This is a genomic window from Streptomyces sp. NPDC014006 (genome assembly GCF_043088925.1).
Classification (GTDB): domain Bacteria; phylum Actinomycetota; class Actinomycetes; order Streptomycetales; family Streptomycetaceae; genus Streptomyces.
Genome location: NZ_JBICAJ010000002.1, coordinates 1,056,453 through 1,069,533, shown reverse-complemented (window position 1 = coordinate 1,069,533; position 13,081 = coordinate 1,056,453). Strand labels below are relative to the sequence as shown.

Genomic DNA, 13,081 nt, shown 5'->3' with positions numbered 1-13,081 from the left:
GGATCATGCCATCCGCCACTGACAACGCCGCGGGAATTTCCGCCCCGTGGTCATTCCGGGGCCGGCTGCCCCCACTCCGGGTAGGACTCCAGCAGTCGCGGTGGGGCCGCCTGGCGCCAGGAGTCGGTGAGGATGTCGCGCAGCTCCCGCTCGTCCTCCAGCGCCCCGAGCCTGACCCGGATCCAGGCGAACTGCGCCTCGTGCCCGGCGATCCAGAACTTCTCCGGCTCGGCCAGCACCAGTTCGTCGCGCTCCTCCTTCGGGCAGCGCACCGCCATCGAGGTCTCGTCCTCGGGCAGCGTGGCGAACATCTTTCCCGCGACCCGGAACGTGGGCATGCTCCAGGCGGTCTTCTCCGTCGTGTCCGGCAGGGACAGCGCGACACGGCGTACGTCTTCGGCATCCGGCATGGCAGGAACCGTAACCGCTGCCACTGACACTCACCCGCCGGCGCCGGCCGCCCCGACCTGCTTGTAGTACAGGGTCGTCGGACGCAGTACGCCGTCGGGGCTCGCCGCGTAGTCGGGGATCGTCCCGGCGCGGGTCCAGCCGGCCGAGCGGTACAGGGACTCGGCGGGGCTGCCGGTCTCGGTGTCCAGGTGCAGCAGCGTGATCCCGGCCGCGACGGCGGCCTCCTCGGCGGTGGCCAGCAGGGCGCGGCCGAGTCCGCGGCCGCGCGCGCCGGGGTGGACCATCAGCTTGACGATCTCCGCGCGGTGACGGCTGTTGGGTTTGTCGGGCAGGGCGAGGCTCACGGTGCCGGCCGGCCGCCCCGCGTCGTACGCGACCCACACGGTGAGCCGTCCGGCGGCCACGGCCTGTGCGCGCTCCCGCCACCAGGCGACGGCCTCGGCCGGTTCCAGGGGGCCGAGGAAGCCGATGGAGGCACCCCCGGCCACCGTGTCGACCAGCAGGTCCGCCAACTCCGCGGAGGCGGCGAGGAGGTGCGGGGCGTCCAGGCGTCTCACGGCCGCACCACCGCCAGCAGGTAGCGCACGCCGGTGTCGTCCGCGCAGCGGAACCGGGTGGCCCCCCAGACCCGCATCCGCAGGCAGTCACCGGCTCCGAGCCGGTGCGTGACGTCCTGCGCGGTCACCTCCATCGCCCCCTGAAGCACCCAGATGTGCTGTTCCAGGCCGGCGACGGGCGGGCGGTCGTAGGCGAGGTCGGTGCCGGCGGCGAGGCGGCCCTCCACGAGTTCGCCGCGCAACCCGGTGTGCGGCGGGGACACCGAGCGCCGTACGAAGCCGGCCGAACGGTCCTCCCAGACCGGCTGGTCCGCCGCGCGCACGACGGCGGCGGGCTCCGCCTCGACCTCGCTGAGCAACTGGGACATGGTGCGTCCGTAGACCGCGCACAGGCGGTTCAGCAGGGCGGCGGTGGGGCTGATCTCGGCCCGCTCGGCCCGCGAGAGGGTCGAACGGCTGATGCCGCAGCGCTCGGCCAACTCGCCCAGCGACCAGCCTTGTTCGGTGCGCAGTTCGGCCAGCCGCACTCCGAGCCGCACGTCGACGTCGGCGGCCACGACTTCCGGGTTTCCCATATCCGGGACGTTATCCCGGATATGAGACAGCCGTGTTACGGCGGCCTCACTCCCGTCCGCCGAACTCGTGCGCCTGCCGGCCGGTTCACCTCGCGTCCGGGCGGCCCGTCCCGCCGCTATCCCTCGGCCGCCTCGCCCAGCGCGTCCAGTACCGGGCGGATCAGCGGGTGCTCCTCCGCGCCCCGGCGTACGGCGGCGAAGACGCGGCGGGTCGGCGGTGCGCCGTCGACCGGGCGGACGACGACGCCGGTGAGGTCCATGCCGCGCAGGGCGGAGCGCGGCACGAGGGCCACGCCGGCATCGGCCGCCGCGAGGGCGACGACGGCGCGGAAGTCGTCGGAGGAGTGCTCCATGCGGGGCTGGAAACCGGCGTGCTCGCAGGCCAGGACGACGACGTCGTGGCAGGGGTTGCCGGGGTAAGGGCCGATCCACGGGTCCTTGGCCAAGTCGGCGAGGGGGACCTCGACGGAGTCGGCGAGGCGGTGGCTGACCGGGACGACCGCGTCGAACGGCTCCGCGTAGAGCGGCATGTGGGTGAGGCGGGGGTCGTCGGCGGGCGGCGCGCCGCGGTACTCGACGGCGACCGCCACGTCTACCTGCCGGTCCAGCACCATCGGCAGGCTGGCGTCGCCCTCGGCGTCCTGGACGCGGATGCGGATGCCGGGGGCGGTGCCGGCGAGCCGGGCCACCGCGGGCGCGACGACCAGCGCGATGCCGGTGGCGAAGGCGGCGACGGTGACCGTGCCGGCCTGTCCGGAGCCGTAGGCGGCGAGCTCGGCCTCGGCCCGCTCCAGCTGGGCGAGGACGGCGTTGGTGTGGCTGAGCAGGATCTCACCGGCCGGGGTGAGCCGTACGCCCTTGGCGCCGCGCTCGACCAGGCGGTGACCGGTCTCCTGCTCCAGCGCGGTGAGCTGCTGGGAGACCGCCGACGGGGTGAGGTACAGCGCGGCGGCAGCCGCCGTCACCGTGCGGTGGTCGGCCACCGCACGGAGGATGTGGAGCCGCCGCGCTTCGATCACGGAATCGATTGTCTCAGGTCTGCCGGGCAGGTCGGCGCCGGGCGGGTGGGTCAGGCGCCCAGTTCCGCCCGCGCCGCCACGAACGCGTCCACGGCCCGGTTCACGTCCTCGGTGGAGTGCGCGGCGGACAGCTGCACGCGGATGCGGGCGGCGCCCTGCGGCACGACCGGGTAGGAGAAGCCGATCACGTACACGCCGCGCTCCAGCAGCAGCTCCGCCATCCGGCCGGCCACGGACGCGTCACCGATCATGACGGGGGCGATGGCGTGGTCGCCGGGGAGGATGTCGAAGCCCTCCTCGGTCATGCGGCGGCGGAACAGGGCGGTGTTCTCGTTCAGCCGGACCCGCAGGTCGTCGGCGGACTCCAGCAGGTCGAGGACCTTCAGCGAGGCGGCGGCGATCACCGGGGCGAGCGTGTTGGAGAACAGGTACGGCCGCGAGCGCTGGCGCAGCAGGGCGACGATCTCGGCGCGGGCGGCGACGTAACCGCCGGAGGCACCGCCGAGGGCCTTGCCGAGGGTGCCGGTGATGATGTCGACGCGGTCCATCACGCCGTGCAGTTCGGGGGTGCCTCGGCCGGTGGGGCCGACGAAGCCGACGGCGTGCGAGTCGTCGACCATGACCATCGCGTCGTAGCGGTCCGCGAGGTCGCAGATCTCGGCCAGCGGCGCCACGTAGCCGTCCATGGAGAAGACGCCGTCGGTGACGATCAGGCGGCGGCGCGCGTCGGACGCCTCCTTCAGCTTGGTCTCGAGGTCTTCCAGGTCGCGGTTGGCGTAGCGGAAGCGGCGGGCCTTGGACAGGCGGATGCCGTCGATGATGGAGGCGTGGTTGAGGGCGTCGGAGATGACCGCGTCCTCCTCGCCGAGCAGCGTCTCGAAGACACCGCCGTTGGCGTCGAAGCAGGAGGAGTACAGGATCGTGTCCTCCTGGCCGAGGAATGCCGCGAGGCGCGCCTCCAGCTCCTTGTGGACCTCCTGGGTGCCGCAGATGAAGCGCACGGAGGCCATGCCGTAGCCCCAGCGGTCCAGGGCCGCGTGGGCGGCGGCGACGACCTCGGGGTGGTCGGCGAGACCGAGGTAGTTGTTGGCGCAGAAGTTGAGGACCTCGCCGGGGCGGCCGCCGGCGGTGACGTTGACGGTCGCGGACTGCGGGGTGTCGATGACCCGCTCGGGCTTGTGCAGCCCGGCGGCGCGGATCTCGTCGAGGGTGACACGCAGGTCGTCGCGCACGGATTCGAACATCGGGAAAGCTCCTAGGAGTGCTCGCGGGGAAGAGGCCGGGGCGGGGTCAGGCGGTCCAGTCGAGGATGACCTTGCCGCCCTTGCCGCTCGCGGCGTCCGCGAACGCCGCCTCGAAGTCGCGGTAGCCGTAGCGGCCGGTGATCACGGGGGCGAGGTCGAGGCCGCCCTCCAGCAGCACCGACATCGCGTACCAGGTCTCGAACATCTCCCGGCCGTAGATGCCCTTGATGGTGATCATCGAGGTGACGATCCGGGCCCAGTCGACGGGGAACTCCTCGGCGGGCAGGCCGAGCATGGCGATACGGCCGCCGTGCGTCATGTTGGCGATCATGTCGCGCAGCGCCTCGGGCCGGCCGGACATCTCCAGGCCGATGTCGAAGCCCTCGCGCAGGCCCAGCTCCCGCTGCCCGTCGGCGATCTGTTCCCGCGCCACGTTCAGGGCGAGGCTGACACCGATCTTCCGTGCCAGCTCCAGGCGCTCCTCGCTGACGTCGGTGATGACGACGTGACGGGCTCCGGCGTGCTTGGCCACGGCGGCGGCCATCAGGCCGATCGGGCCGGCGCCGGTGATGAGCACGTCCTCGTTGACGAGCGGGAAGGACAGCGCGGTGTGCACGGCGTTGCCGAACGGGTCGAAGATCGCGGCGACGTCGAGGTCGACGGGGACGCGGTGCACCCACACGTTGGACGCGGGCAGCGCGACGTACTCCGCGAACGCGCCGTCGCGGCCGACGCCGAGACCGACGGTGGCCCGGCACAGGTGACGGCGGCCGGCCAGGCAGTTGCGGCACTTGCCGCACACCAGGTGGCCCTCGCCGCTGACCCGGTCGCCGACGGCGATGTCGGTGACGTCACGGCCGGTCTCGACGACCTCGCCGACGAACTCGTGCCCGATCACCAGCGGGGTGTCGATCGCCTGCTGCGCCCAGCCGTCCCAGGCCCGGATGTGCAGGTCGGTGCCGCAGATGCCGGTGCGCAGCACCTTGATCAGGACGTCCCCGGGGCCGATGGCCGGCTCCGGCACGTCCGTGAGCCACAGTCCGGGCTCCGCCTTCTCCTTGACCAGCGCCTTCACGCTACGGCTCCTGTGGTGCTCGGGCCCGGGCGCGGGCAGGCCGAAGAAGCCCGCGTGCGGGAAGAGGGATGGGAATGCGTTCAGCAATCTGCCGTATAGCGCACGCCGGGGTCCATCGAGCTTTTCTTAAGCGGCGGCTCAGCTTTCCTTCACGCCTTCGGTCCAGTCGTCACACCGGCCCGTGTGTGCCCCGCGGCCGGTCGTCACACCAGCCCGTGTTCCAGCCGGCCCGCCAGGTCGGCGGCCGCGGACTTGATCGTCTCCAGGCCGGCCTTGCCCCAGGTGCGTGGCGCGCGGTCGGCGACGCACACGGTGCCGAGGACGGTTCCGGTGGAGTCGATGAGCGGGGCGCCGAGGTAGGAGCGGATGCCGTACTCGTCGACGACCGGGTTGCCGGCGAAGCGCGGGTAGTCGGCGACGTCCTCCAGGGCCAGGGCGCGGCGGCGCACCGCGACGTGCGGGCAGTAGCCGTGGTCGCGCGGCAGGACCCGGCCGAGGGCGGGGCGCGGCGGCTCGCCCGGCGCGGGCGGCGGCGGGGGCGGTGCGTGCAGTCCGGCGAAGAACTGCGAATCCGCGCCGAGGAAGTTGACCATCCCGAACGACGCTCCGGTGAGGTCGGCGAGGTGGCCGGCGTAGGAGTCCAGGGAGGGCTCGGCCCGCTCCCCGAGACCCAGCAGGTGCAGCCGGCGGGCGCGAGCGGGGGCGTCGCGGTCCTCGGGGGTGAGCAGCAGCCGGCCGACGGGGCTCGGCGGCTCGTACCTCATGGCCGTTCTCCAGCAGTGCGGGGATGGTTCGGAAGATGGTCTGGGGGCGTCACGGTCTCTCCTGTCAGGCGCCGCGGGTCGAGGCGGGAGCGACGGGGGCGTAGGCGATGAGGTGCCGCACGAGGGTGAGCAGGGTCTGCACGCCGGAGGCGGAGATCCGGGCGTCGCAGCGCACGACGGGGATCTCCGGGGCCAGGTCGATGGCGGCGCGTACCTCGTCGGGGTCGTAGCGGTGGCCGCCGTCGAACTCGTTGATGGCGAGGATGAAGCCCAGGCCGCGCTCCTCGAAGAAGTCGACGGCGGCGAAGCAGTCCTGCAGCCGCCGGGTGTCGGCGAGGACGACCGCGCCGAGGGCGCCCTCGCACAGTTCGTCCCACATGAACCAGAAGCGCTCCTGTCCGGGGGTTCCGAACAGGTACAGCACGTGCTCGGGATCGAGGGTGATGCGGCCGAAGTCCATGGCGACCGTGGTCTCCATCTTGTTCTCGATGCCCTCGAGACTGTCGGTGGCCGCGCTGACGGTGGTGAGCAGCTCCTCGGTGCTGAGCGGGGCGATCTCGCTGACCGCGCCGACGAAGGTGGTCTTGCCGACGCCGAAACCGCCCGCGACGAGGATCTTCAGCGCGGTCGGGAACGGGTCGCCGTGGTCGTGCCCCTGGTAGGTGGGCGCGCCGGCTCGGTAGTCGGGGTGGCCGCCGTAGCCGGAGCGGTCGTAGGACGTCTCAGAGCTGTCGTCGTAGTCCATCGAGCACTGCCTCCAGTAGGGCCCGGTCGGTGGGTTGGTGGTGGAACGCCGGGGGTTTGGTGGTGAGCGCGCCGGTGTCGACGAGGTCGGACAGCAGCACCTTGGTGACGACCGCCGACAGCTTCAGGTGGGCGGCGATCTCGGCCACCGAGACGGGTGCCCGGCACAGGTCGAGGGCCTGTGCGTGTTCGGGGCCGAGATAGCCGAGGGGGGTCGCCCCGGTGGCCATCACCTGTGACATCAGGTCGAGTGCGACGCTGGGGCGGGTGCGGCCGTTGCTCACCGTGAAGGGGCGCACCAGCCGGCCGGCCGCGTCGTCGAGCCAGGGGCCCTCCCCGGCCGCCGCCACGCTCAAGGCCGCATCACCGGGGGTTCGGCGGACTGCTGGCGGGGCGCGGTCACCAGGTAGGGGCGGACGCTCTTGACGAGCATGGCCATCTCGTAGCCGAGCACGGCGGCGTCCGCGTCGCGGCCGGCGAGCACGGCGAGGCAGGTGCCGGAGCCCGCGGTGGTGACGAACAGCAGGGTCGCGTCGAGTTCGACGACGACCTGCCGGACGTCGCCGCCGTCGCCGAAGCGGATGCCGGCGCTGCGGCCGAGCGAGTACAGGCCGGAGGCGAGGGCCGCCATGTGGTCGGCGCTGTCCACGTCGAGCCCGTGCACGGACTTCACGAGCCCGTCGCAGGACAGCAGGACGGCGCTGCGGGTGTGGGGTACGCGCTGGACGAGGCCGCTCAACAGCCAGTCGAGGTCGGTTGCCTGGGCGGTCGGCGCATCGCTCGCCATGGTGGATCGACTCCTTGGGGTACGTGGTGGGGCGGGAGCGGTGGGGGTGGTCATCCGGCCGGTGCGCTCCCGTCGTGCCGGGTGGTGAGACGGTCGGGCGCGGGGGCGACGGGGTGGTGCGGCGCGGGGGCCGGCCTGCCGTCGTGGGTGCCGGGTGTGTCGAGCGGCGCGGGCAGGTGGACGGCATGCAGCCCGGGGTGCGGGGCGTGCGGAGGCGTCAGGTGCAGGGCGGTGGGCCCGGTCGCCGGTTCCGGGCGGGGCTCGGTGACCGGGCCGAGGCTCTGCTGGGCCTCGGCCAGAGTGATGCCGCGCTGGAAGGCGGCCATCAGACCGGGGTCGGGTCCGGCGGCGTCGTCCTCGGGGCGGGGCAGGGGGCCGCCGCGCAGTTGCGGCACGATGTGTTCCTGGGCGCGGCGCCGGGGCAGCCGGGGCTTGTCCATGGCACCGCGGACGGCGCCGGCCCGCGGGAGCGGCGGGGCGCCGGCGATCTCCTCCACGGCCGCCCGGTCCTCGGACCGGATGCCGGGTACGGCCGAGGCGGGGGTGGGTCGCTCCTGCTGCCGGCCCCGCACGGGCAACGGCGGAACGCCCCGCCCGTGGGCGGCGCTCCCGGGGGCCGGGGAGGCGGCCCGCTCGGGCAGGGGGTGGGCGGGCCGCTCGGGGCGCGCCTCGCCCGGCCGCCCGGCGCCGGTGTGCTGGTCGCCCTTCCTCGGCCGTACGACCGGCACGGCGCCGTCGTCGCCGTCCGGCACCGTGGCGTGGGACACGCTCGCGGGCGCGGGACGGGGCTCGTGCGGTGCCACGGCGTACAGCCCGGTGGGGTGCGCCTGCTGCGGCGGTACGACGACGGGGTGCGCGCCGGTGCCGGTGTCGTGCGGTCGGTCCCCGCCCGCCGGAACGGCCCCGGTGCCGGTGCCGGCGCCGAGCAGGGCCTGCGGGACGACGAGGACGGCCTGGACTCCGCCGTAGATGTTGTTCTGCAGACGCACCCGGATGCCGTGCCGCCGCGCGAGCTGGGAGACCACGTAGAGCCCGATGCGGCCGTCGGCGAGCAGCCGGGCGACGTTGACCTGGTCGGGGTCGGCGAGCAGCTGGTTCATCCGCTGCTGTTCCTCGACGGGCATACCCAGGCCGCGGTCCTCGACCTCGACGGCGAGGCCGGAGGTGACGAGGCTGGCGCGCAGCAGGACTTGGGTGTGCGGGGCGGAGAACACGCCGGCGTTCTCGACGAGTTCGGCGAGCAGGTGGATGACGTCGGCGACGGCGTGGCCGCGCAGGGTGCCCTCGATCGGCGGGACCAGCTTGACCCGGGAGTACTGCTCGACCTCGGCGATCGCCGAGCGCAGCACCTCGGTCATGGAGACGGGGTGACTCCACTGCCGGCGGGAGACGGCGCCGCCGAGCACGGCGAGGTTCTCGGCGTGGCGGCGGATGCGGGTGGCGAGGTGGTCGACGTGGAAGAGGCTCTTGAGCAGGTCGGGGTCCTCGATCTCGTTCTCGAGCTCGTCGAGGATGGAGATCTCCCGGTGCACCAGGGACTGCAGCCGCCGGGCGAGGTTCTCGAAGACCTCCAGTTTCTGTTCGCTGCCGGTCTGGCTGGACAGCTGCGCGGCATGGACCACGGCGGCGACGGCGGCGTCGTGCGCGCGGGTCAGGTCGGCGGCGAGCAGGTCGAGGTCGTCGGCGTCGGGGCCCGGGGCGCGCGGTTGCGGAGGTGCGGGCGGGGCCTCGCCGCGGCGCAGCGCCTCGACGAGGGCGCGCAGGTCCGCCTCGCCGCGCGCGCTGCGGCGGCGCAGGGCGCCGACCCGGTCGCCGATGGAGCGGGCGGCGCGGTCGGCCGCGACGGCGGCGATGACGATGCCGGCGAGGGCGACGGCGGCCGCGCCGACCAGCACGGCCCACAGGCCGTCGGGGCGTGGCCCGGAGGTGCGGACGGTGAACAGCACCGCCGCGCAGGCGCTCAGGGCGACCGCGGTCGGTGGGAGCACGGCGAGGCGCAGCAGCTGCGGCCGTATGTGGGCCTCGGGGAGGGAGGGGTGGGTGCGGACTGCCGGCCGCCCGTGCCGCCCGCCGCCCTCACGGCGGTCTGCGCGTGCGGCCGGTGCGCGGAGGTGAGACATCGGTGTCCTCGTACTGGGGTCCGGGTCCGTCGGGCTGGTGTCGCCCGACGGACACTCACAGTAGTCGGCAACCCGTCCTGTGCGGTGGGCAGTTGACAAAGTCCCACACACAGCACCCCCCTCTGGTATGAGGCTTCGTACGACAGACCGATAACCCTGCCCGGGAAGGGGACAGCGGCGATCATTTTGCGATCAGAGCTGTTCAGGAGCGGTCATGACGAAAGGAAGCGAGGGCCGGGAGGCATGTCACCTCCCGGCCCTCGCCCTTTCCGTTTTCTGTTCGGTGGACGCCCGGCGGGGATCACTCGGGACCGGTCCGCACTCGGTGCAGCTCTCCCCTTGGTATCACTCAACGTGAACGGCGAAGTGACTCGGGATCAGAACGCCGCGCGCGCCGGCGCCGGCAGGCGGGCCGGGTCGAACGTCGTGGCGGCGAGGGTGCCGTCGGCCGTGAGCAGGCCGAAGACCGGGTGGCCGGTGATGTCGAAGGCCTCGCCGAGCGGTCCGTCGCCCTCCTCGACGACGACATGGGCGACCGCGGGCAGGGCCGCCACCTGCTCACGGGCCTCCTCCGGCGTGCCGTGCACGACCGCCAGGACGCTGCGGCCGGTCAGGGCCGCCGTGGCGCGGGCCTGCTCCACGAAGCGGGGCAGCCGCTCCTTGCAGGCACGGCAGTCGGGGGTGAAGAACCCGAGCATGGTCTCGCCCAGCCCGTCGCGGGTGATGCGCTCGCCGGTGGTGGTCACGGCGGTGAAGGAGGGCACGGTGGAGCCAGACGGGACGATCAGCCCGACCACCACCCGGTCGGACGTCTCCGCTGCCTGCGCCCGCCGTTTGCGGATGACGCCGAAGGTGAGGAGCAGGTTCAGCAGACACAGCACGGCGAGCACCACGACGGCGCCGGCGAGGAAGGGCATGGGTGACGCCGAGGTCTCGTGTCATCGCCGGGCGGGGTGTCCGCCGCGGCGGTCCGGGAGGTCGAGCCGCCTTCAGGGTGCGGCGGTCGACGCCTACGGGGCGGATCCGCGGACGCACCCCTGGGTGCGGGGGGGCGCCGTCGTCGAACAGCGAGCCCAGCTCGTCGGTGAAGATCACGAGGAGTGCGCCGGCCAGCGCGGCGAACGCCGCGGCAAGCACACCGGCCGCCTGACCCGGCACCGGCGTCCCGGCGAGCGCCGCCGCCAGGCCCAAGGCGGCCAGGGCGAGCAGCACGGTGTTGCGCACCACGTGCCGGCGGCCGAGCGGCGTCGTCAAACGGGTCGCGGCGGTGCCCGGCGACCCGGTCCCGGAGGATGTGCGCGCGGCCGTCGGCGCTCCGCGGGGCGGGCGGGTGGCACCCGGGGCTCCCTGGTCGTCCGCGGGGGCGCACCGCGCACCCAGGACTCCCGCCACTTCGGCTACGTGCCCGCCTCGACCCTCCTCGGCGTCGTCCTCACGGTCCGACGCGGGTGACGGCTCCCTGGACGGGGGCTCCGGGGGGGGCGGTTCCCTGGACGAGGCGCTCAGTCGTCGCCCACGAGGTCCAGCCCCCGGGCCGCGCGCAGTCCGAGCTCCGGGGCCGGCCAGCTGCGGGTGAGGGTCTGGGACACGCCGCGCCACCAGGGCCGGGTGGGCAGGTCGCCGCCCGGCTCGAAGGGCGCGCCCGGCACGGGCACCGCGACGGGCTGCCCGACCGCCTCACCGGCCGCCAGCATCCACTCCCCCGGCTCGGCCCACGGGTGCGGGGCGAGGTTGAAGGTGCCCCAGTGGATCGGCAGCAGCGCCCCGTGCGGTGCGCCGCCCTGGAGATCGAGGTGGGCGCGTACGCCCTCCTCGGGGGTCATGTGGATGTCCGGCCAGAACTCGCTGTACGCCCCGACCTGGATCATCGTCGCGTCGAACGGGCCGTGGGCTGCGCCGATGTCCCGGAAGCCGTCGAAGTAGCCGGTGTCGCCGCTGTGGTAGATCCGGTGTTCCTCGCCCGCGACGACCCAGGACGCCCACAGCGTGTGCTGGGTGTTGCGCAGGCCGCGGCCGCAGAAGTGGCGGGCCGGGGTCGCGGTCAGGGTGAGGGGGCCGACCTTGGTGTCCTCGTGCCAGTCCAGCTCGCGCAGCCGGCTCTCCGCGACGCCCCAGTGCTCCAGGTGGGCGCCGACGCCGAGCGGCACGGCGAACAGCGTGTCGGTGCCCGCCAGCGCCTTGATCGTGGGCAGGTCGAGGTGGTCGTAGTGGTCGTGGGAGATGACGACGACGTCGACCGGGCCGAGCGCGGCCAGCGGCAGGGGCGCGGGGTGCAGCCGTCTGGGCCCGGCGAAGGGGAACGGGGAGCAGCGCTCACCCCACACAGGGTCGAAGAGCACCCGCTGCCCGTCGATCTCGGCGAGCACGCTGGAGTGCCCCATCCAGGTCAGCCGCAGCCCCGTCGCCGGCGGCCGGGCGAGGTCGGCGAGCGTGGTGGAGTGCACCGGAACCGTGCCCGTCGGAGAGCGCCGGGGGCGGGCCTCCTTGTCGAAGTACACCTTGGCGAAGTCCATCGCGGAGCCGGACGGGCGGGTGCGGGCGGTGCCTCCCGGGTTCACGAACACGCCGTCCTTGAAGTGGGGCGAACGCCGGATGCGCGCCAGGCGCTCACCGGCCGGGTCCGCACCGAAGGCCGCCGGCCTCAGCGCACGGAGCCCGGAGCTCGTGAAACGGGAGCCGGTCACGGCACCTCCAGAAGAGTCGGGGCGTTCCATTATGGTCCGCGACACGACCGACTACGGGGCGGGGCGGGGCAGGCGCGGGCGGCGGAAGCCGGCGGCCGGGGGCCGGGGGCCGGCCTGGGCCCAGGGGCCCCCGGAAGCCGAGATCAGGGGTCGTAGGCCCGGCGGCCAGGGGTCGTAGGCCCGGCGGCTGTGTGTGATCGTCCGTGGCGAGTGCGTCGCGGCCTTGATCTCCCCGACGGGTTGCCCGAGAGGTCTGTCGTCGGCCCCCCGACTCGGCGGGCCGGGTGCCGGGCGGACCGAGGTGCGGGCGGGGCGGGCCCGAGCCGACGGGACGGGCCCGAGCCGGCAGAGTGCGCCGCGCGTACGGCGCGGTCGGGGCATGGGGGCCGGCCGGGCGGCCGTCCGGGAACGACGATGGCCAGTCACCGAGAAGGGCGGCGAGGCCAGTTCACGTTCGGCCTCGCCGCCCTTTGAAGGGGAGACGCACGCTGCGGCCCGACTTCGCCTTTCGAACCGCAACTTTTATGCACCGCACGGGTGCCACGTGCCGAGCCAGGTAAACCACTTGTCGTCAGGCGCGGCAGGCGAATCCCCCGAACGCCTAGGGTCTTTCGCGAGCCCGGCATGATCCAAACGAGAGGCCCTAGGCCGGGGCCGGCCGCGGCATCAGTACGCACACGGCCTTACCGCTCGGGACCGGGACCACCGTCACCCTCTTGGCCAGGCGACGGACCATGGACCAGCCGAACCCTCCGGCCTGCCCGCTCAGGTCGGGCAGGCGTGAGCACGGAGGGGTGGGATCGGAGTCCACCACCGTCACCTCGACCGCATCGGGACGGGCGTCCAAGCTCAGCATGCACGTCGCACTGTGCGCATGCCGCACCACGTTGGTGACGAGTTCCGAGACGACCAGTTCGACGTCGTCGGCCGCGCGGCCCACGACCGGCGGTACCAGCTGCCGCAGATACCGCCGGCAGACGCGCCGAGCCCTGACGGGAGTTTCCGAGTCACTGTCGAGGACCGTGTGACGCGACGGACCGACTCCCGTCCCCGGACGATGGCGGATCACGCGCTGCCTCCCTGACTGGCCGGTACGTTCCG

At 73.7% G+C, this 13,081-nt stretch carries 14 protein-coding genes; all 14 read right to left on the bottom strand.

The annotated features are described in order from the left end of the window. Positions 1 to 50: 50 nt before the first annotated feature. The 14 genes from ACF1GV_RS11370 to ACF1GV_RS11305 all read right to left on the bottom strand — a co-directional run bounded on the left by ACF1GV_RS11370 (position 51) and on the right by ACF1GV_RS11305 (position 13,049). Positions 51 to 410: an MmcQ/YjbR family DNA-binding protein gene (locus ACF1GV_RS11370; RefSeq protein ID WP_391678805.1), complete on the bottom strand. Its 360-nt coding sequence runs from the start codon at positions 408 to 410 to the stop codon at positions 51 to 53. Between the two features lie 30 nt (positions 411 to 440). Next, complete coding sequence (locus ACF1GV_RS11365) at positions 441 to 968, bottom strand: GNAT family N-acetyltransferase (protein ID WP_391678808.1); 528 nt, start codon at positions 966 to 968, stop codon at positions 441 to 443. Beyond that, positions 965 to 1,543 carry a helix-turn-helix domain-containing protein gene (locus tag ACF1GV_RS11360; protein WP_391678811.1) on the bottom strand — a complete coding sequence of 193 codons (579 nt, stop codon included), beginning with the start codon at positions 1,541 to 1,543 and terminating at the stop codon, positions 965 to 967. Before ACF1GV_RS11360 ends, ACF1GV_RS11365 begins: the two co-directional genes overlap by 4 nt. A 116-nt stretch (positions 1,544 to 1,659) precedes the next feature. Next, the gene (locus tag ACF1GV_RS11355; protein ID WP_391678812.1) at positions 1,660 to 2,562 is read right to left on the bottom strand and encodes a LysR family transcriptional regulator; all 903 of its coding nucleotides are present in this window, start codon (positions 2,560 to 2,562) and stop codon (positions 1,660 to 1,662) included. Between the two features lie 50 nt (positions 2,563 to 2,612). Continuing rightward, the gene (locus ACF1GV_RS11350; protein ID WP_391678814.1) at positions 2,613 to 3,806 is read right to left on the bottom strand and encodes a glycine C-acetyltransferase; all 1,194 of its coding nucleotides are present in this window, start codon (positions 3,804 to 3,806) and stop codon (positions 2,613 to 2,615) included. Positions 3,807 to 3,852: 46 nt separating this feature from the next. Continuing rightward, entirely contained in the window at positions 3,853 to 4,881 is a 1,029-nt protein-coding gene (tdh, locus tag ACF1GV_RS11345; RefSeq protein WP_391678815.1) for an L-threonine 3-dehydrogenase, read from the bottom strand. A 203-nt stretch (positions 4,882 to 5,084) separates the two neighbouring features. Beyond that, positions 5,085 to 5,645, bottom strand: a complete 561-nt coding sequence (locus ACF1GV_RS11340) for a GAF domain-containing protein (protein WP_391678816.1) — start codon at positions 5,643 to 5,645, stop codon at positions 5,085 to 5,087. A gap of 64 nt (positions 5,646 to 5,709) precedes the next feature. Continuing rightward, positions 5,710 to 6,390, bottom strand: coding sequence for an ATP/GTP-binding protein (locus ACF1GV_RS11335; protein ID WP_391678818.1), 681 nt, complete (start codon positions 6,388 to 6,390; stop codon positions 5,710 to 5,712). Next, positions 6,368 to 6,739 (bottom strand): DUF742 domain-containing protein, encoded by a 372-nt coding sequence (locus ACF1GV_RS11330; RefSeq protein ID WP_391679604.1) that lies wholly within the window; start codon positions 6,737 to 6,739, stop codon positions 6,368 to 6,370. The genes ACF1GV_RS11335 and ACF1GV_RS11330 overlap by 23 nt, the downstream gene beginning before the upstream one ends. Before the next feature lie 2 nt (positions 6,740 to 6,741). Then, positions 6,742 to 7,176: a roadblock/LC7 domain-containing protein gene (locus ACF1GV_RS11325; protein ID WP_363264046.1), complete on the bottom strand. Its 435-nt coding sequence runs from the start codon at positions 7,174 to 7,176 to the stop codon at positions 6,742 to 6,744. A 50-nt stretch (positions 7,177 to 7,226) separates the two neighbouring features. Beyond that, the gene (locus ACF1GV_RS11320) at positions 7,227 to 9,296 is read right to left on the bottom strand and encodes an ATP-binding protein (RefSeq protein WP_391678821.1); all 2,070 of its coding nucleotides are present in this window, start codon (positions 9,294 to 9,296) and stop codon (positions 7,227 to 7,229) included. Positions 9,297 to 9,673: 377 nt separating this feature from the next. Next, the gene (locus ACF1GV_RS11315; protein ID WP_391678822.1) at positions 9,674 to 10,213 is read right to left on the bottom strand and encodes a peroxiredoxin family protein; all 540 of its coding nucleotides are present in this window, start codon (positions 10,211 to 10,213) and stop codon (positions 9,674 to 9,676) included. Between the two features lie 585 nt (positions 10,214 to 10,798). Continuing rightward, entirely contained in the window at positions 10,799 to 11,980 is a 1,182-nt protein-coding gene (locus ACF1GV_RS11310) for an MBL fold metallo-hydrolase (protein WP_391678824.1), read from the bottom strand. Positions 11,981 to 12,623: 643 nt separating this feature from the next. Continuing rightward, entirely contained in the window at positions 12,624 to 13,049 is a 426-nt protein-coding gene (locus ACF1GV_RS11305; RefSeq protein ID WP_391678826.1) for an ATP-binding protein, read from the bottom strand. Between the last annotated feature and the right edge of the window lie 32 nt (positions 13,050 to 13,081).

What these genes read in the sequence shown, in the direction of transcription:
- ACF1GV_RS11320 (WP_391678821.1), bottom strand. Translation starts at nt 9,296, where the DNA reads ATGTCTCACCTCCGCGCACCGGCCGCACGCGCAGACCGCCGTGAGGGC.
- ACF1GV_RS11325 (WP_363264046.1), bottom strand. Translation starts at nt 7,176, where the DNA reads ATGGCGAGCGATGCGCCGACCGCCCAGGCAACCGACCTCGACTGGCTG.
- ACF1GV_RS11350 (WP_391678814.1), bottom strand. Translation starts at nt 3,806, where the DNA reads ATGTTCGAATCCGTGCGCGACGACCTGCGTGTCACCCTCGACGAGATC.
- ACF1GV_RS11315 (WP_391678822.1), bottom strand. Translation starts at nt 10,213, where the DNA reads ATGCCCTTCCTCGCCGGCGCCGTCGTGGTGCTCGCCGTGCTGTGTCTG.
- ACF1GV_RS11340 (WP_391678816.1), bottom strand. Translation starts at nt 5,645, where the DNA reads ATGAGGTACGAGCCGCCGAGCCCCGTCGGCCGGCTGCTGCTCACCCCC.
- ACF1GV_RS11335 (WP_391678818.1), bottom strand. Translation starts at nt 6,390, where the DNA reads ATGGACTACGACGACAGCTCTGAGACGTCCTACGACCGCTCCGGCTAC.
- ACF1GV_RS11360 (WP_391678811.1), bottom strand. Translation starts at nt 1,543, where the DNA reads ATGGGAAACCCGGAAGTCGTGGCCGCCGACGTCGACGTGCGGCTCGGA.
- ACF1GV_RS11370 (WP_391678805.1), bottom strand. Translation starts at nt 410, where the DNA reads ATGCCGGATGCCGAAGACGTACGCCGTGTCGCGCTGTCCCTGCCGGAC.